Origin of the sequence: Alkalibacterium pelagium, assembly GCF_900109325.1 — a bacterium.
GTDB classification, from domain to species: Bacteria; Bacillota; Bacilli; order Lactobacillales; family Carnobacteriaceae_A; genus Alkalibacterium; species Alkalibacterium pelagium.
The window spans coordinates 309,194-326,544 of sequence record NZ_FNZU01000001.1; the positions used below are offsets into that span (position 1 = coordinate 309,194).

The following is a 17,351-nucleotide window of genomic DNA, read 5'->3' on the forward strand; positions in this document are numbered from 1 at the left end:
ATAGAGAAGACAGATGATTTATGGTATTGTATACCTGTTGTGTTAGATATAAAAAGAATAAAAAGGAGCCATGCAATTGACTTACAAACAGTTCAGACTATCTACTAGTATCCTGATGAGTCTGTTGATCCTCAGTGGGTGTACGGATAACGATCCTGAGACAGAACCTGAAGATACAGTTGAAGAAATGCCTCAGGAAGAGACTCAGGATAATGATGAAGCAGATATTGATGATGGAGAAAACAATGAAACTGAAGAAGAAGGAAATCACTCTGAAGAAGATGAAGAGGTAAAGTCTGATGAACCAGCCATCACTATTGACATGGAAGAGGACCTGCTTGATCCTGACAGCATAAAAGTCCTGGTCAATAAGCAGTATGCTCTGCCGGAAGACTATGCACCAGATGATCTTGTTACCGTAGAGGTGCCGACTGTTTTGGAAAATCCCGAAATCAGACAGCTGAGGGAAGTAGCTTCTGAAGCCTTGACCGACATGTTTGCTGCTGCAGAAGAAGATGGAATCATTCTCTATGCCCGATCTGGCTACCGCTCTTATCAGACCCAAGTCGAGCTTTTTAATAATTACGTATCCAATCATGGAGAAGAAGCAGCAAACCGCTACAGCGCCCGTCCAGGTGAGAGTGAGCACCAGACAGGACTGGCCATGGATGTAACGAGCGAAAGTGTAAATTATCAGCTGACTGAAGCCTTTGGTGAAACGGCTGAAGGACAATGGGTGGAAGAAAATGCCCATGATTTCGGTTATATCATCAGATACCTTGAAGGTGAAGAAGAGGTTACTGGCTATCAGTACGAGCCTTGGCATTTGAGGTATTTAGGTGAAGAACTGGCCGCTGATGTTGCAGAAAGTGGATTGACGTATGAAGAGTACCTACTGGAAAGAGGGATAGACATTGAGATCGACGAATAATCGTGGACATCAGAAAAAAAACGGACGACTGAAACTAATCGGTCTCATTCTGCTTTTTGTTTTTGTATTAGCTGGAGCAACCTTTTATGCAATAAGTCTGGCACAGGAAAACAATGAAGAAGCAGATCAGATCGAGCAACCGGCTGGAGACGATAACCAGCAGACAGATGAAACAGACCCTGAATCCACTGAGACAGATGGAACGGACCAGGCTGATTCTGAAGAGCACGACGAAGAAGAGCCCGAAGAAGAGCAGTTCACTGACATTCGAATTAGTGCAGTAGGTGATGTAATGGGACACACGAGTCAGCTGGAAGCTGCATATGATGCGGAAACTGGAGAATATGATTTCACGTCAGTATTCGAAGATGTCCAGCCGATTATTTCTGAATCTGACCTGGCTATTGCCAACCTGGAAACCACACTGGCAGGATCAGACCGGCCATTTATCGGGTACCCGCTTTTTAATACACCAGATGCCATTATCGATGCGCTGGATTATGCTGGGTTTGATACGATTATCACGACAAACAACCATAGCCTTGATACTGGACCAGAAGGAGTCAGAAGGACGGTTGAAGTAATTGAGGAAAAAGGTCTGGATCTGGCAGGAACTTTTGCTGAAGAGCCTGAATCCCGCGTGCTTTATAAAGAGGTTGAAGGCATTAAGGTTGCCATACTGGCATACACAGAGCATTTGAATGGTCTGGACGCCAGTTACCCGCAGGATGAAGTACTGTCCATGATAAACGTGATCAGTGAAGAGCGTATACTAGCAGATATTGAAGAAGCAGAATCAGAAGATGTGGATCTGATGATCGCCTATATGCACTGGGGCGGAGAATATGAACGCTATCCCAATGAGTTTCAGGAGAACTATGCAGAGCTTATGACGCGTGAAGGCGTAGATATCATTTTCGGCAGTCACCCACATGTAATTCAGCAGGCTACTTATTTGGAAGTGGATGGAAATGAATCGATTGTCGCTTACTCATTAGGAAATTTCGTCTCCAATCAGCGGAGAGAAACCTTGGGAGAAGAGCGTGAGCCGACTGAAGATGGTGTCATATTCCATGTGAATGTTCAGAAAAATGAACAGACTGGAGAGACTACGGTCCAACAGGTCGAGTATACACCAACTTGGGTCTATCGAAACAGGTATGAAGGAGACAGCACCTATACTTACCGTATCTTACCAGTTGAACGCATACTTGAAACAGATGAGTTTACCGACGTAGACCGTCAGCGGATGCAGCGTTCTCTTGATGAAACAACAACACGTCTCGAACTGACTGATTAACATAAAAATGCTTCAGGACATGCGCATGTCCTGAAGCATTTTTTTTATAGTTTTGTATTGAATCTAGTTAAACTTATAAAAGTGCCAAATCAATTCGGTCGACTTCCAACGGAGCAGGCATAGGTTTCCCAAAAAGATAGCCTTGAAACAGTTGATACCCATGTGATTTCAGCCACTTGAAGTCATCAGGAGATTCGATTCCTTCAGCAAGAGTTACGGCTCCATATTCATTAGCTTTTTCAAGGAAAGCTAATGCCACTGCCTGCTTGTCACTTGAGGCATGAACGCCATCGACAAACTGTCTGTCGAGCTTTACATAGGGTGGTTTCAAGTCTGATAAGAGATCTAAGGTGTTGTATCCTGCACCGACATCATCCAGAGCATAACAGAATCCATTATCCTGATAATACTTCAATATGGACTTTAAGTGATCAGTATCGTTTATTTTTTCTGTCTCTACGACTTCGAAAACAAAGCGTTCACTGTCGATATTCAGCTGATTGGCAACAGCGGTAGTCGTTTTAAGACAATACTCAGGACTGTAGATAGATGTTGGAATAAAGTTGATAAAGGCCTTCTGGTTTTTCTTCAGCCGAGTGACTTGACGGACCCCCTGGATGCGACATAAACGATCTAAGGCGAAGGTCCGTCCACGAGCACGTGCGGCAGGGAACATAACATCCGGATAAATCATATCCCCATCTTTATTATTGAATCTGGCCAGCATTTCATATCCGTAGATTGCCCCTTCAGAAGTGATGATCGGCTGGAAATGCATGGTTATGTATTTTTCACGTATGATAGAATCGATCCAGGAAGATTCAGTATATGCACTGAACTCAGTTATAGTCAACCAGTCTCCTGTCTGAACTTTAAATGTGACCTGATCAGTCAGATCCATAGCCAGAAGAAAATCCAGCAGGTCTTTTGTGGCATCTTCAGTCGTTAATATAACTGAATCTTTGACTTTATAGGGATAGTCTCTGTGAGTAAAATGATCAGTGACCATACTGATCAGATGTTCAGGTATACTCAAGGAAATTCGCTGTTTACTGATGGAACACACTGGGCAAGTCATATCTTTACCTCCAATTCATTCTATCTTTATTTTAGCACATTATTTACTTCCAGTACTAATTTTTATAAAAAAAGAGCTCCGCACATGTGTACGGAGTCTCCTTTAATAATAAGTAGCTGTTGAGAGGATTGTAAGTTACCTTCCTCTTCTACCAGTGATCATATTAAAGATAAATACAATCAGGGCAATAACAAGCAGGATATGAACCAAACCACCTGCGACTTCAAATACAAGTCCTAGGATCCAGAATAAAATCAAAAGTCCAATAATTGTCCACAACATCATTAACTCACTCCTTTATTTTTATAAATTGAGTATAACAGAGGAGAACGACAGATGTATAATGATATGCTCGCGTTTCTAAATATACAGAATGATTACTCGAAATCAGAACATATCAGCTGTTAATTCAGAATATTAGTGAATTGAATCGATCAGTGATAGACTATATGTATAACGCATGCACAAGGAGAATTTTATGAGTATTGGATACGCCTGTTTAACAAGAGGAATTGCAGATCTCAGCTATAAAACCTGCCGCAAGCAGAACGCGACTGAAGAGAATCTACTTAGTCTGATCGAGCACAATCTGACCACCCTTGAAGCAATGATCGATTATAATCATCAAAACGATATCCGACTATTTAGGATAAGCTCGGATATCATTCCATTCGGCTCAGATTTTTCCGTTAACGACCTCGACTGGTCAAAGATTTTTAAGGAACAGTTTGAGCGAATCGGTGAAAAAGTGAAAGATTACGGTATAAGGGTATCCATGCACCCGGGACAGTATACTGTATTAAATTCAAAAAATGAGGATGTGGTGAACAGGGCAATAGATGATTTAACTTATCATACCCAGTTCATTGACAGCTTGAATGTAGATTCCTCACATAAAATCATTCTGCATATTGGAGGGGTTTATGGAGATAAAGATGAAGCCATTGACCGTTTCATCAGTGTATACAGGAAACTGGAGCAGGACATTAAAGACAGACTGATCATTGAAAATGATGACCGACTTTATACCATTGAGGATGTTCTGTCAATCAGTGAGCAGACAGGTGCACCTGTGGTATACGATAACCTTCATCATTTTATCAATCCGGGGGAGTCATTAGGGAACGACCGAATGTGGATTGAAAAGGCAAAGAAAACCTGGAGCTTGGATGATGGCCGAGCAAAAGTCCACTACTCTCAACAGCAGTTGAATGCGAGAGAGGGGGCTCATTCCCAGACTGTTAGAATTAGGGAATTTATGGATTATTACGAGTCAGTCAGATCTCTGGATATCGACATCATGCTTGAAGTAAAAGATAAGAACCTGTCAGCGGTCAAATGTGTGCTGGCTACTAAGGACGAAGGGGCCATGAAAGATCTGGAGAAAGAATGGAGCAGGTACAAGTATGCTGTTCTCGAACGGTCGCCTAAATGCTATCAGGCTATTAGAGAACTGCTTAAAGATAAGGACAGCTATCCGGTCGTGCCTTTTTATGAACGGATAGAAGAAGCTCTTGAGACACCATTGTCTGCAAACACTGTTCTAAATGGAGTGGAACATGTCTGGGGATATGTTAAGGATAGCGTTCTGGAAAAAGAAAAGAGAGCATACGTCAGATATAAAGAGGAGGTACTATCTGATGTGTCCAGTCTTCCCAAGTTGAAGAGAATGCTGAGGAAGCTGGCGGTTAAGTACGACGTATCATATTTAAACGAATCTTATTACTTTGATTTATAAAATTAAAGGAGGCGTCTGTATGACGGACAGAAAAAGATGGGGAATCATATACAGTATAGCTTTTGTTATAATGATCGGAACGAATTATCTTGTGGGCGGAGATGTTGGAAATATTGCAGATCAGGATCAGGCAATTATACAGCCAGCCAGTTATGTATTTTCGATCTGGGGACTTATTTATGTGCTGCTTGCCATATGGATTATCCGGTTGTTTGTAAGAAAAGATGATCCCAGTCCGATATATAAGAGTATTCACTACTGGTTGGTGGCAAATTTTGCTTTAAATGCCTTGTGGATCGTTGTATTTACACAAGTCTGGCTGATTGCATCGACAGTAGTCATAGTAGGACTTCTGATCACACTCATAGTTATATATAAGAAATTAACCAGACACGGAAATCACTGGTTTGACCGTATTCCTTTTTCGATCTATTTTGGTTGGGTAACAGTCGCCACGATCGTTAACATTATTGACACGGTTAATGGTCAAGGCATTGATGAACTCATTGGACTGAATGAGTATCAGTGGACACTTATTTTGCTGGTAATCGCAACGTTGATTGCATTATTTGTTTCACTTGTTCATAAAGACTGGCTTTATCCTCTCGTATTTGCCTGGGCATATGTCGGGATAATCATTGAAAACGAAAATCAGCTGTTCTTACTGACGATCATTGCAGGAGCGGGAGTTGTATTCCATCTTCTAGCTTCAGCGATCGTAGGCTTTGATAAAATGAGAAGCAGAGCAGAAAGGTAAGTAGACTGGACTTTAAATCAGCAGCAGGAGGCAATATCCTGTAATCAGCTGATTTAAAGTCTATTTCTATTTGCAGATTATAGGTTTGAATCGTCAGATATAATATGCGAATTGAAAGGTTCTTAAAGCTTTTCATTAGAGATTCGAGAATTGATCATTCAGCCGAATAAAAAAATGTTATAATGAGTCAGTTATCACTTGAAAGGGATGAAGCATAATGACCCAATTGACAAAAAAACTTCCCGGACTCTTGCTTGCGACAGGTATAGCCGTAATAGCTGTTCTGATCGAAACTATACTTCCGGGGCATTTTATCGGTTCAGCGGTGCTGGCCATGTTCATTGGTATAGGATTCCGTGCCCTATACTACAAACCTGAACTATTGAATGAAGGTGTTCAATTCGCCTCAAAAAAAGTACTTAAATTTGCTATTATATTATTAGGGGCTTCCTTGAATGTGTCTATCATTCTTCAAGTGGGCAGCCGAACATTGATTGTCCTGTTATTTACCTTACTGACAGCTTTCGGAGGAGGCTATCTACTGGGCAGACTATTCAAGATCAACTGGAAGCTGAGCAATATGATTGCTGCTGGAACGGCAATTTGTGGAGGATCAGCTATTGCAGCGATGGCACCTGTTATTGAAGCGGATGATGGCGATGTCTCATATGCTATTTCTTCTACATTTATCTTTGACATGGGAATGGTCATTCTGTACCCTATCATTGGCCAGCTCCTGTCTTTAAGCGATCAGTTCTTCGGCTTCTGGTCCGGGACATCCATCAATGATACATCAAGTGTTGTTGCAGCAAGTTTTGCTTTTTCAGAAGCAGCTGGAGAAATTGCGACCATGGTCAAACTGACCCGGACACTGGCTATCATACCGACCGTAATTATTTTTTCTGCTGTCTACTTCAGACAGAAACTGAAGCAGCCCAATCAGCGGAAAGAGAAAGTGTCACTGCAGAAACTGTTCCCATGGTTCATCGCATGTTTTGTACTTTTCGCAGGATTGAACACAGTTGGTCTGATACCAGCAGAGTTAAGTGGTGCGATGCGACAGGCCAGCCGATTTTTAATGGTCATCGCTCTGGCAGCAATCGGTCTGAAAACGAATGTAAGACAGTTTGCCCGAACAGGGTGGAAGCCATTTGTCCATGCAATCATTTTGTCAAGTCTCGTTGTCGTTGTATCTTTTGCAGTCGTAGCCATAGTCTTATAATACAAGGAGGAAACGAGTGAAAAAACTACTCAAGTATATCGGTATTCTTTTAGGCATCATCTTATTCATCTGGTTCATCCTTTTCCTTTTTCCGCTGTCCTCAGATAGTGAACGAGCTTTTTTTGAAGGGGATGAAGGAACATTAGTCATTGCTCATCGTGGCGGCCTTGACCATGCCCCTGAAAATACTCTTGAGGCATTCAGACACGCCGAATCCATAGGTGTAGACATTCTGGAATATGATGTCTTCATCACTGCAGATGGCGAGCTGGTCGCTATTCATGACGAGACAGTCGACCGGACAACAGACGGAACAGGCCAAGTGAATGAGATGACTCTTGAAGAAATTCAGTCCCTGGATGCCGGCTACCATTTTCAAAATGAGTTCGGAGAGTATGACTATAGGGATACTGGCGTATATATTCCGACTGTAGAAGAAGTATTCCAGGAATTTAATAATATGAGACAGCTGATCGAACTGAAAGCAACGAACGATCCGGATCGCTATGAAGAAATGATCCAGGAAATGTGGCGACTGATCGAAGAATATGATATGCATGATACGGTTCTGATAGCTAGTTTTGACCACGAGATCAATTTGAGATTTAATGAAGTGGCTGGCGGATCTGTGGCTATCGGTGCAGGCGAGCAGGAAACGCGCCAGTTTGTTACTCTGCATAAGGCTTTTCTGAATCTGGTCTATCAGCCTACTGCAGATGCTTTTCAGCTTCCTGTCGAACAGGAAGGCTTCAATCTTGCAGAATGGAAGCTGATCAGAGGAGCCGAAAACAGGGGCATGGATGTCTACTACTGGACGATCAACGACGAAGCCACGATGAGAGATCTGATCGATCTTGGGGCACATGGCATCATGACAGATGATCCTGAATTACTTATCGATATTTTAAATGAAGAGTGACACAAATTGTCTTGAAAGGATTGACTTATGAAGATAACACTATTTGAAACAAGTGACGTGCACGGCTACCTTTTCCCAACTGACTATCAGTCACGACAACATGAAGCAGCGTTCGGACTGTTCAAAATTGCCTCACTACTTAAAAGTGAACGTGAGAAACTTAATGGACCGAGTATTACGATTGAGAATGGGGATCTGATACAGGGATCTCCGTTTACTCATTATGTGGTAAAGGAAAAGAAAGAAGCCACCGTGGTGATGCAGGCAGCCAACGCCTGTGGATTTGATATAGGGGTCATTGGGAACCATGAGTTCAATTATGGTCTGGACTATCTGAACAGTGCGGTCAGGAGTGCAGACTATCCAATACTTAGCGCAAATATCCTTAAAGATAATGGCGAACCGGCATTTGGTCAGGCGTATAAAATTATCGAAAAAGAAGGCGTCAAAATAGCCATACTTGGGCTGACCACCCCTTACATCCCTAACTGGGAACACCCTGAGAATTATGAGGGACTGTCTTTTGTACCTGCAGTTGAGAGTGCGAAGAAATATGTTCCATATTTAAAAGAACAGGCTGATGTTGTAGTCGTCAGTTATCATGGCGGATTTGAGAAGGACCTGGAGACTGGAGAAGAGACGGAAATACAGACCGGAGAGAACGAAGGCTATGCTTTGCTGCATGACGTAGAAGGGATAGATGTTCTGCTCAGCGGACATCAGCATAGGGTCATTGCTCAAAAAGTTGGTCAGACTGCAGTCGTGATGCCTGGAGACAAAGGAAGATATCTAGGGAAAGTAACTTTGGAAATTGAAGAGTCTGATGGACAGTATACACTTACTGATGCCATACCTGAACTTCTGTCGACGGAACAGGTAGATGTAGATGAATCGACTGCGAATGCATTCAGGTCAGTAAATGAAGAGGTGGAAGCATGGCTCGATCAGCCGATTGGAAAAGTAGAAGGAGATATGACGATTTCGGATGTTGAAGCCGCTCGTCGTAGAGAGCATCCTTATGTGGAGTTTGTACATAAGGTTCAGATGCATTATGCGGAGTGTGACATTTCCGGTACAGCTCTTTTCAATAATCAGGCTAAAGGTTTTGGAAGAGAAGTAACGATGAGAGATGTCGTCCTCAATTACATTTATCCTAACACGCTGGCTGTACTGAGAGTAAGTGGAAGAGATCTGAAAGCGGCACTAGAGCGGTCGGCAACTTACTTTGAGCTGGATGAAACCGGGGACATCATCGTCAATCCGTCATTTATGACACCGAAACCCCAAATGTACAACTATGATATGTACGAGGGGATTGAGTATACGATCGATGTGGCAATGCCTAAAGGGAAACGGATCGTTGAATTTTCCTATGAAGGGAAAAACATCATGCCTGAAGACAGTCTGGAGATCGTCATTAATCAGTACCGAGCTGTTGGTGGAGGCGATTACGACATGTTTGATGCCTCTAAAATCATTCGAGAAGTCACAATCCCTATGAATGAACTGATGGGAGACTACTTCAGTCAGTTTTCACCGATCAAGGCAGAAGTGAATCGTAACTTCAAGGTTATGGCATCAAAGTAATCAGAAGAAAAAAAAGACACGAGACGGGTCAGGACCTGATTTAACAGGGGAGATGACCGGTCTCGTGTTTTTTTTACTTAAACTATCTGAAGTCTACATCTGATCCTTGTTGAACTGATCTTCAATTGTATCAGGTTCAACATGAACATCCGTATGCATGACATCATATTTTTCGTACAGTACTTCTTCGATCAGTTCAGTCACATCATGCCCCTCCTGAACGGTCATCATCCCATCGACCAGGATCGTCACATCGACATAGGTATTTGCCCCATACATCCGTGCTTTAATCGTCGCAACTTCTTTGACACGAGGGAGAAGAAGAATCTCATTTTTATATTCCGTGAGGTGCTTATCTTTAAACCCGTCAGATAAGGAGAAGCTGCTTTCCTTGAATACTTCTACACCCGTCTTAATGATGATGAGAGATACGATGACAGCCATTACTCCGTCAAGCCAGCCCCAGCCGAACGAAGCACCTGTTATAGCAATGGCAGTAGCCAAACTAGTCAGGCTGTCTGCCAAGTTGTCTTTGGAGACAGCTTTAAGGCCTGCACTATTAGCTTTATTTGCCAGAGACAGATTGAATCTGTAAAGCAGATACAATACAGCAGCACTTGCAACAGATACAATAGCAGCTGACTGATCTGGAGGGGTGATTTCTCCACTGATTATCCGGACAATACTGCTCTGAAGAACTTGAAACCCGACAAACAGCATAATGAAGGAAGTGATCAGACTGGCGATCGGTTCAGCTTTCCAATGCCCATAAGGATGATCGGAATCAGCTGGTTTTCTTGCAGTCTTGAGACCTATCAGTACAGTTACTGAAGAGACGACATCGGTAAGGTTATTGAACCCATCCGCTGATAGAGAGGCGGCATTGAGAAAATAACCAAGCAGAACTTTTACCAGAGCGAGAAAGATATACACACTGATGCTTACTCGAGCTCCACGTTCGGCAAGTTTTACTCTATTGTATTGATCGGGCATATTGTCGTCCTCCATCTTTTTAACAGATCCTATTTATAGTATATAATCGTTCATAAAATTTCAACAGCAGGAGCTTCCTTTTTAACAATTACTTATTTTTTAGGACGGGCGAGAAACCACTCTATTTAAATTTAAAAATAGGTATAGAGTAATGTGAAAAGGATGATTTCTTTTTCCAAAAAATGTGGAGATTATTGTAAACTGACTGGAGATTGGTCAGCTGGATTAGTATAAGGGAATAGGAAGTGAATGTGGTTTAGTTGAGTGATTAGTACCCACTGAGATGGAAAAATAAGTTGAGAGGTCAATAGTTGAGTGATTAGTACCCACTGATATGGAAATATAAGTTGAGAGGTCAATAGTGGAGTGATTAGTACCCACTGAGATGGAAATGTAAGTTGAGAGGTCAATAGTTGAGTGATTAGTACCCACTGGGATGGAAAAATAAGTTGAGAGGTCAATAGTTGAGGGATTAGTGCCCGCTGAGATTGAAATATAAGTTGAGTGGTCAGTAGTTGAATGATTATGGCTCACTGAGATAGAAAAACCAAGTGAGTGGTCAATCTGACACACAACCAAGAAAGAACGCAATCTGGCAACCGCCAGCGGCCGGCAATATAATCGAACAAAAAACCCTTTATTAGTCAGATGACAAGCTAGTTGTCTATAACTAATAAAGGGTCAAACGATTTATTGATTATCTTAAACAGGCGGGCCTACCATTCATTGATCGACTGGCGTTCACCTTTAAAGTTGTTTTTCTTCTGGTGACGTGAAGCTAGAACAGATTCCACATCACCTACTGTGACGCCGGATTGGTGGAGAAGGACACCTAAATGATACAGAACGTCGGATGCTTCATTCCTAATTTCTTCTTTATCTTCATTCTTGGCCCCGATGACTAGTTCAAAGGCTTCTTCACCAAATTTCTTGCTTATCTTATCAATGCCTTCATTGAGAAGGTAATGTGTATAAGATTTGTCATCGGAAGAGGTTGCACGGTTTTTTACCATCGCCTCAATATCCCGTAAGGAGAAGGAAGGCGCAAGGTTGAAACAGCTGTCGCTGCCTGTATGGCAAGTTGGGCCAGCTGGATCGACCATAATAAGGAGAGCATCATCATCACAGTCCAGATACATGTCAGTGACATACTGCATATTCCCACTGGATTCGCCTTTTTTCCACAGTCTATCTTTAGAACGGGAGAAGAACCAGACAACTTTTTCCTTCTTAGTGAGTTCAAATGCTTCTTCGTTCATATAGCCCATCATACGGACTTCTTTAGTGATATGATGCTGCAGGATAACCGGCAGCAGTCCTTTTGAAAAGTCAGGTTTAAGTGTGTCGTAATCAGACATGTCTTACAGGCACTCCTTTCGAATCGCATAGATCTTTCACTTGCTGAATGGATACTTCCTGTTCATGGAAAATGGAGGCAGCCAGTCCAGCTGACACATCTGTCTCCAGGAAAAGAGAGATGAAATCTTCGGCACTGCCGGCACCGCCAGAAGCGATAACTGGAATGGTGACTTCTTTCTGAATGATCGAAAGAAGTTTGTGATCGAAACCTTGCTGCATGCCGTCGTAGTCCATACTTGTGACCAGCAGTTCGCCAGCTCCGCGACGCTCGACTTCTTTAATCCAGTCAAGCGTTCGGATATCCGTTCGCTGCTTGCCGCCATGTGTATAGCAGAACCAGTCCTGCTTGTCTTCTTCCCATTTTGCATCAATGGCAATACAGATGCATTGGGCACCGAATTTCTCACTTGTTTCATTGATCAGATCCGGATTTTTAAGTGCGGCCGAGTTCAGACTGACTTTATCTGCACCGGCGTTCAGTACAGCGGATATATCTTCGATGGACTTCAGTCCGCCTCCGATTGTCATAGGGATGAACAGCTCTTTCGCCGTTTTTCTGATGACATCAATCATTAATGCATTACCAGTCTGAGTTGCTGAAATATCGAGAAAGACCAGCTCGTCGGCACCGAGCGCATTGTATCGTTTAGCCAGTTCAACAGGGTCGCCAATTTCTCGAAGTCCTTTAAACTGGATTCCTTTAACGACCACACCATCTTTTACATCCAGACAGGGGATGATTCGTTTCTTTATCATTTAATTGATACCCTCCCAGAATGTAGTCGTATTCGCCGCTTTTCCAACGATCGCAGCTTTGACACCTGCTTCTTCAAGCTGGTTCATATCTTCAAGACTTCTGATCCCTCCAGAAGCAGTGACCGGGTGAGGGGTCGCTTCGACTAATGCTTTTGTCAGTTCAAAGTTTGGTCCCTGCATTTTTCCATCTTTTGAGATGTCAGTATAGATGATCCCGCCAAGTTTCAAGGAAGCCGTTTCCTCAGCTACATCAAAGATCAGACGGTCCACTGACTCTGTCCAGCCGTTTACCGCAATCTGATCTTTCTTTGCATCTAGACCCAAGTAAATTTTTCCTGGGTAGAGATCAGTCATTTTTTTCAGCCACTCACTGTCCTGAAGTCCACGCGTACCGACAATGACATAAGAAGCCCCATTCTTTAAATAGTAGTCAATCGTTTCCTGTGAACGGATTCCACCACCGATCTCAACAGGGCGTTCGCTTGTTTGAATCAAGTCTTTAATAAAAGATTCTTCCGCAGGTTTCTGATGAAGGGCACCCATCAGATCGACAATGTGAATCCGTTTCACCTGCTCGAACTGATTGTAGAAGGCGATGGCTTCCTGGGGAGTACGAGTCATGACTTCTTTTGTCCCGTAATCTCCTTCAGTCAGTCGGACACTTTCGTTATTGATCAGATCGATCGCCGGCCATAATTCTATCATTTGATGTACCCGCCTTTCAGAGCCTGATCAAGAATCTGCAGACCCTTGTCACCACTTTTTTCCGGGTGGAACTGAATACCGATGATGTTGTCTTTTTGAACAATAGCTACCACATCGTCCTCATAAGTCGCTTTTGCCACGACATTTTCTTCCGTGTGGACTTTATAGGAATGAATGAAATAGACGTCTTCATTCAGAGAGACATTTGGCGCATCCAGTTTATTCCAGCCTAAGTGAGGAACTGGAAGCTGACAGGTCATCTTCTTAACTTGTCCGGGAAGGAAGTTGAGCCCATCGACATTTCCTTCCTCACTGTGTTCGAAAAGCAGCTGCATGCCTAAGCAGATACCGATAAACGGCTTGGTTTCCTTCAGTTTGTTCAGCTCAGGAATCAGATCGAGTTCATTCAAACGGGTCATGGCATCTTTGAAATGACCGACACCGGGAAGGATGATCTGGTCAGCCTGTTCCAGCTCTTCAACATCGTGAGTAACTTTCACTTCATAGCCGAGATAAGTCAAGGCATTAGTCAAATTGGCAATATTTCCGAGCCCGTAGTCGACGATCGCAATCATGCTTCGATCACTCCTTTCGAAGAAGGCAGTCTGGATATAGAGGAGTCGCTGGCTGCCTGACGTAGAGCCTGAGCATAAGACTTGAAGAGAGACTCGATTTCATGGTGCGTATTGCCGCCTCTGATCAGATCAATATGCGCCGTCAGACGGGCATTGATCGTCAGCGCATAAAAGAATTCCTTGACCAGCTGAACGTCGAAGGTACCAACGGTCTGGCTGGAAAAATCTGCTTCAAAGTGCAGATAAGGGCGGCCGCTGACATCAATGACTGTTCGAGTCAGTGTCTCATCCATAGGAACATAAGCTGTACCATAGCGCTGAATAGATGACTTGTCTTCCATCAGTTCAGCAATTGCCTGTCCAAGCAGGATACCGACATCTTCTGTGGTGTGGTGATCATCAACATCTGTGTCGCCATCCACTTTAAGGTCGATGACATAATGACCATGAAACGCAAAGAGGTCCAGCATATGGTTCAGAAAGCCGACGCCAGTATCGATATGCGACGCTTCAAGTCCTTTGCTGATAGACAACTTAATAGACGTTTCTTTTGTCTTGCGTTCTTTAGTTATGGTCATTGCGCTTGTCTCCATTCTTTTAAAATTGTCTGCAGATCACTTAGCTGCTCTTCAGTGGCGATGGAATATCTGACAATCTGTCTTAATGCAGGATTTTCGGATTCTGGATACATTCTTGGTAAAAATCCACGTTCGACAATGTATTCTCCCAGATCGACAGCTTTTTCTCCGTAGGTAAAGATGAAGTTAGTCGAACTGTCCAGGATATCGATCACATCACCGACTTCGTCCTGGAAAATCTGTTTCAGATTTTTTGAAAGAGTACGGTTCAATTCAATAAATTTATCCAGACGGTCAGTCTGGTTGAGAAGGTAGTTGGCTACGTTAAGAGAAAACGTGTTTAACGGATAAGGGTGGGCGATGGAATTGAGAATGCCCATCGTCTTTTCTGTAGAAGCAGCGACACCTACACGTAGACCTGCCAGGCCGTAAACCTTACTCAAGGTTCTTAGACGGATGACATGATCGCCCTCAGGATAGGTTACCTCATCTTCAATAAATTCTCCGTAAGCTTCATCAATTATGAAGTAGCCGCCAGCTTCCTTCATAAGAGTTGAAGCTTGTTCAACGAACTCTGAAGGGTGAAGCGTACCGAAAGGGTTATTTGGCTGTGAAAAGATAAAGACAGAAGGGGTTAACTCCTTGATTTTCTGGTAGACTTCTTCGTAATCGAAGGTCCAGTCGTCAAGGCAGCTGATTTTTGTCAGTTTACGTCCGAACTGCTTAGCGTATTCTTCATACATCACAAAGTCTGGATCCAGTACGAGAACAGGCCCATCACCTAGAACGATCATTGCTTTCTGTATCCATTCATCAGACCCGTTTGCAAATGAAATCAGATCAGGATCAAACCCGTTGTATGCCGCATAACTCTTCTGAAGTTCCACATACTCATCTTCTGCATATTGGTTGAAGTGAGTATCGACAGCAATCTTTCCGATTTCTTCTTCGCTGAGTGCCCGGTAAGGACTTTCGTTTTTATCTATTCGAATCATTTAAGATCCTCCAATCTGCTGGCTAATGAATCATAGTGTGCATTCAGTTTTTCTTCTTCGGCCATACGCATGCCGCCGGGGGCCATGTTCATAAACGTCTCTTTTTCCAATGAGATAATCGAGTTTGTTCTTAAAAAGTCATTGACAGTCAGGCCATTGCTGAAACGTGCTGTCCCTCCAGTAGGAAGGACATGACTTGGTCCCGCGATGTAATCTCCAATCGCTTCAGGTGAATAGTCACCGATAAACAAAGCGCCAGCTGTGGTAATGCGGTCGATATAATCAGCTGCATCTTTAGTTTGAATCGAGACATGCTCGCCTGCAATCAAGTTGATAATGTCGACTGTTTCATCTTTGGATTCTGTCAGAATATTATAGTGATGATTTGCCAGGCTTTCTCTGATGATCGATACGCGAGGTTGTTTCTTAAGTTCCTTCTGAACCTGTCCATAAATTTCCTGGAGTTTAGCTTCGTTTTCACTTACCAGGAACGTTCTGGCTTCAACATCGTGCTCAGCTTGCGCGAGGATATCGAAAGCTGCCCATCTAGCATTGGTGCTTTCATCGACAGCGATGACTATTTCACTTGGTCCGGCGATAGAGTCGATGCCCACATCGCCGTAGACAAGCTTCTTGGCCAAAGCAACATACTGATTGCCGGGTCCAACGATCTTGTCTACTTTAGGAATCGTTTCAGTTCCGTATGCAAGGGCTGCAATTGCCTGTGCACCGCCTACCTGGAAGACACGGTCGACACCTGAAATATGACATGCAGCAAGAATAGCTGGATGTACACCACCAGCCTGAGGCGGAGTAGTCACGATGATTTCATTTACACCGGCAACTTTAGCGAGAACAGTGGTCATTAAGACAGTAGAAAGTAAAGGGGCAGTTCCGCCAGGTACATACACTCCTACTCGTTTTAAAGGATGAACTTTCTGAAAGAGTTCGTTTCCTTCACTGTCTGATAACTTAATAGAAGACTGATAACGTCTGATATTGTCATGTGCTTCTTCCATTGCTTGTCTTAAATCATCGTCTATGGAAGATACGGCTTTTTCCAGTTCAGACCGAGGAATTTCAAGTTCATCGATGTCCACGTTATCGAACTGGCTGCTGTATGATTTAAGGGCCCGATCCTGATCGTTCTGTACAGACTGGATTATTTCCATGACCGATTGCGTTTTTGTCCAGTCCACACTATTGAGTGTTTCAAATTTTTCTTTAAATGACTGAGCTGTATACATCTAAGCACCTACTTTATTGAATTGATTGATGATTGACTGAATTTCAGAATTCTTAGAAAAGAATGCATGCTTGTTTGAAATAAGACGGGCATTGATGTCATCAAGGCGGATCTGTTCTTCCAGACCATTGTCTCTTAGAGTCGTACCTGTCTGGACGATATCCATGATGGCATCAGCCATATCGATCGTTGCGGCCAGCTCAACTGATCCTTTAAGATAGATGATTTTTACTGGCTGCATGATTGAATCAAAGTAGTTTTGAGTAAACTGTACATATTTTGTAGCTACAACTGGATAGGCATCTTTAGGTTCTTTGGCTGCCAGAGCAAAGTGGCAGTAGCCGAAGGGCAGATCCATGAGATTATTGATGTGTCTATTCTGTTCGTACAGGACATCACTTCCTGTTATACCAAGATCAGCGACACCTTCTTCAACATAAACTGGAACGTCTTCTCCTTTGACCAGAAGAAATCTTACTGAGTCGGTTTGCACGACTAATTCTCTTGACACCGATTCGAGCGCATTGCTCCATTGGGTCATGTCGATGCTTTTTAAAAATGCAATAAAGTCTTTTAACTGTCGTCCTTTTGATAATGCTATAGTAATCATCT

The 17,351-nt window shown here is 43.1% G+C and carries 18 protein-coding genes; 7 read left to right on the forward strand and 11 right to left on the reverse strand.

Annotated elements, in window-relative coordinates; all coding sequences use genetic code 11:
• The first annotated feature begins 76 nt into the window (after positions 1-76).
• Positions 77-931 carry a M15 family metallopeptidase gene (locus BMX79_RS01465; protein ID WP_218025325.1) on the forward strand — a complete coding sequence of 285 codons (855 nt, stop codon included), beginning with the start codon at positions 77-79 and terminating at the stop codon, positions 929-931.
• Positions 915-2,231 (forward strand): CapA family protein, encoded by a 1,317-nt coding sequence (locus tag BMX79_RS01470; RefSeq protein WP_091478502.1) that lies wholly within the window; start codon positions 915-917, stop codon positions 2,229-2,231. Before BMX79_RS01465 ends, BMX79_RS01470 begins: the two co-directional genes overlap by 17 nt.
• Positions 2,232-2,304: 73 nt before the next feature.
• On the opposite strand, the gene BMX79_RS01475 is transcribed toward BMX79_RS01470, so the two are convergent.
• Complete coding sequence (locus tag BMX79_RS01475; RefSeq protein ID WP_091478504.1) at positions 2,305-3,309, reverse strand: EAL domain-containing protein; 1,005 nt, start codon at positions 3,307-3,309, stop codon at positions 2,305-2,307.
• Positions 3,310-3,444: 135 nt separating this feature from the next.
• On the reverse strand, positions 3,445-3,594 hold the full coding sequence (locus tag BMX79_RS12405) for a lmo0937 family membrane protein (protein ID WP_218025324.1): 150 nt from the start codon (positions 3,592-3,594) through the stop codon (positions 3,445-3,447).
• Between the two features lie 193 nt (positions 3,595-3,787).
• On the opposite strand from BMX79_RS12405, the gene uvsE reads away from it, so the two are divergent.
• From uvsE to BMX79_RS01500, 5 genes are all read left to right on the forward strand, one after another.
• Complete coding sequence (gene uvsE / locus BMX79_RS01480; RefSeq protein ID WP_091478506.1) at positions 3,788-5,047, forward strand: UV DNA damage repair endonuclease UvsE; 1,260 nt, start codon at positions 3,788-3,790, stop codon at positions 5,045-5,047.
• A gap of 19 nt (positions 5,048-5,066) precedes the next feature.
• The gene (locus BMX79_RS01485; protein WP_091478507.1) at positions 5,067-5,804 is read left to right on the forward strand and encodes a TspO-related membrane protein; all 738 of its coding nucleotides are present in this window, start codon (positions 5,067-5,069) and stop codon (positions 5,802-5,804) included.
• 217 nt (positions 5,805-6,021) lie between these two features.
• Positions 6,022-7,026, forward strand: coding sequence for a YeiH family protein (locus tag BMX79_RS01490; RefSeq protein WP_091478509.1), 1,005 nt, complete (start codon positions 6,022-6,024; stop codon positions 7,024-7,026).
• Positions 7,027-7,042: 16 nt separating this feature from the next.
• Positions 7,043-7,945 (forward strand): glycerophosphodiester phosphodiesterase family protein, encoded by a 903-nt coding sequence (locus BMX79_RS01495; protein WP_091478511.1) that lies wholly within the window; start codon positions 7,043-7,045, stop codon positions 7,943-7,945.
• Positions 7,946-7,972: 27 nt separating this feature from the next.
• The gene (locus tag BMX79_RS01500) at positions 7,973-9,532 is read left to right on the forward strand and encodes a bifunctional metallophosphatase/5'-nucleotidase (protein ID WP_091478512.1); all 1,560 of its coding nucleotides are present in this window, start codon (positions 7,973-7,975) and stop codon (positions 9,530-9,532) included.
• A 93-nt stretch (positions 9,533-9,625) separates the two neighbouring features.
• Here the strand turns inward: BMX79_RS01500 and BMX79_RS01505 are convergent, their stop codons facing one another.
• From BMX79_RS01505 to hisG, 9 genes are all read right to left on the reverse strand, one after another.
• Positions 9,626-10,525, reverse strand: coding sequence for a cation diffusion facilitator family transporter (locus tag BMX79_RS01505; protein WP_091478514.1), 900 nt, complete (start codon positions 10,523-10,525; stop codon positions 9,626-9,628).
• 716 nt (positions 10,526-11,241) lie between these two features.
• Positions 11,242-11,883, reverse strand: coding sequence for a bifunctional phosphoribosyl-AMP cyclohydrolase/phosphoribosyl-ATP diphosphatase HisIE (gene hisIE / locus BMX79_RS01510; RefSeq protein ID WP_091478515.1), 642 nt, complete (start codon positions 11,881-11,883; stop codon positions 11,242-11,244).
• A complete protein-coding gene (gene hisF / locus BMX79_RS01515; RefSeq protein ID WP_091478517.1) occupies positions 11,876-12,640 on the reverse strand; it encodes an imidazole glycerol phosphate synthase subunit HisF in 765 nt (254 codons plus the stop codon). Before hisF ends, hisIE begins: the two co-directional genes overlap by 8 nt.
• Positions 12,641-13,345: a 1-(5-phosphoribosyl)-5-((5-phosphoribosylamino)methylideneamino)imidazole-4-carboxamide isomerase gene (gene hisA / locus BMX79_RS01520; protein WP_091478518.1), complete on the reverse strand. Its 705-nt coding sequence runs from the start codon at positions 13,343-13,345 to the stop codon at positions 12,641-12,643. It abuts the gene before it with no gap.
• Positions 13,342-13,920 carry an imidazole glycerol phosphate synthase subunit HisH gene (gene hisH / locus BMX79_RS01525; RefSeq protein WP_091478520.1) on the reverse strand — a complete coding sequence of 193 codons (579 nt, stop codon included), beginning with the start codon at positions 13,918-13,920 and terminating at the stop codon, positions 13,342-13,344. The genes hisA and hisH overlap by 4 nt, the downstream gene beginning before the upstream one ends.
• Complete coding sequence (gene hisB / locus BMX79_RS01530; protein WP_091478522.1) at positions 13,917-14,498, reverse strand: imidazoleglycerol-phosphate dehydratase HisB; 582 nt, start codon at positions 14,496-14,498, stop codon at positions 13,917-13,919. Before hisB ends, hisH begins: the two co-directional genes overlap by 4 nt.
• A complete protein-coding gene (locus tag BMX79_RS01535; RefSeq protein WP_091478523.1) occupies positions 14,495-15,493 on the reverse strand; it encodes a pyridoxal phosphate-dependent aminotransferase in 999 nt (332 codons plus the stop codon). The genes hisB and BMX79_RS01535 overlap by 4 nt, the downstream gene beginning before the upstream one ends.
• On the reverse strand, positions 15,490-16,740 hold the full coding sequence (gene hisD, locus BMX79_RS01540; RefSeq protein WP_091478525.1) for a histidinol dehydrogenase: 1,251 nt from the start codon (positions 16,738-16,740) through the stop codon (positions 15,490-15,492). Before hisD ends, BMX79_RS01535 begins: the two co-directional genes overlap by 4 nt.
• Complete coding sequence (gene hisG, locus BMX79_RS01545) at positions 16,741-17,349, reverse strand: ATP phosphoribosyltransferase (protein WP_091478527.1); 609 nt, start codon at positions 17,347-17,349, stop codon at positions 16,741-16,743.
• Positions 17,350-17,351: the final 2 nt, after the last annotated feature.

Excerpts from the sequence above, each read along its gene's own strand:
- BMX79_RS01505 (WP_091478514.1), bottom strand. The coding sequence starts at position 10,525 with ATGCCCGATCAATACAATAGAGTAAAACTTGCCGAACGTGGAGCTCGA.
- hisF (WP_091478517.1), bottom strand. The coding sequence starts at position 12,640 with ATGATAAAGAAACGAATCATCCCCTGTCTGGATGTAAAAGATGGTGTG.
- hisG (WP_091478527.1), bottom strand. The coding sequence starts at position 17,349 with ATGATTACTATAGCATTATCAAAAGGACGACAGTTAAAAGACTTTATT.
- hisD (WP_091478525.1), bottom strand. The coding sequence starts at position 16,740 with ATGTATACAGCTCAGTCATTTAAAGAAAAATTTGAAACACTCAATAGT.
- hisA (WP_091478518.1), bottom strand. The coding sequence starts at position 13,345 with ATGATAGAATTATGGCCGGCGATCGATCTGATCAATAACGAAAGTGTC.
- BMX79_RS12405 (WP_218025324.1), bottom strand. The coding sequence starts at position 3,594 with ATGATGTTGTGGACAATTATTGGACTTTTGATTTTATTCTGGATCCTA.
- BMX79_RS01475 (WP_091478504.1), bottom strand. The coding sequence starts at position 3,309 with ATGACTTGCCCAGTGTGTTCCATCAGTAAACAGCGAATTTCCTTGAGT.
- uvsE (WP_091478506.1), top strand. The coding sequence starts at position 3,788 with ATGAGTATTGGATACGCCTGTTTAACAAGAGGAATTGCAGATCTCAGC.
- BMX79_RS01485 (WP_091478507.1), top strand. The coding sequence starts at position 5,067 with ATGACGGACAGAAAAAGATGGGGAATCATATACAGTATAGCTTTTGTT.
- BMX79_RS01500 (WP_091478512.1), top strand. The coding sequence starts at position 7,973 with ATGAAGATAACACTATTTGAAACAAGTGACGTGCACGGCTACCTTTTC.
- hisH (WP_091478520.1), bottom strand. The coding sequence starts at position 13,920 with ATGATTGCGATCGTCGACTACGGGCTCGGAAATATTGCCAATTTGACT.
- hisIE (WP_091478515.1), bottom strand. The coding sequence starts at position 11,883 with ATGTCTGATTACGACACACTTAAACCTGACTTTTCAAAAGGACTGCTG.
- BMX79_RS01535 (WP_091478523.1), bottom strand. The coding sequence starts at position 15,493 with ATGATTCGAATAGATAAAAACGAAAGTCCTTACCGGGCACTCAGCGAA.
- BMX79_RS01490 (WP_091478509.1), top strand. The coding sequence starts at position 6,022 with ATGACCCAATTGACAAAAAAACTTCCCGGACTCTTGCTTGCGACAGGT.
- hisB (WP_091478522.1), bottom strand. The coding sequence starts at position 14,498 with ATGACCATAACTAAAGAACGCAAGACAAAAGAAACGTCTATTAAGTTG.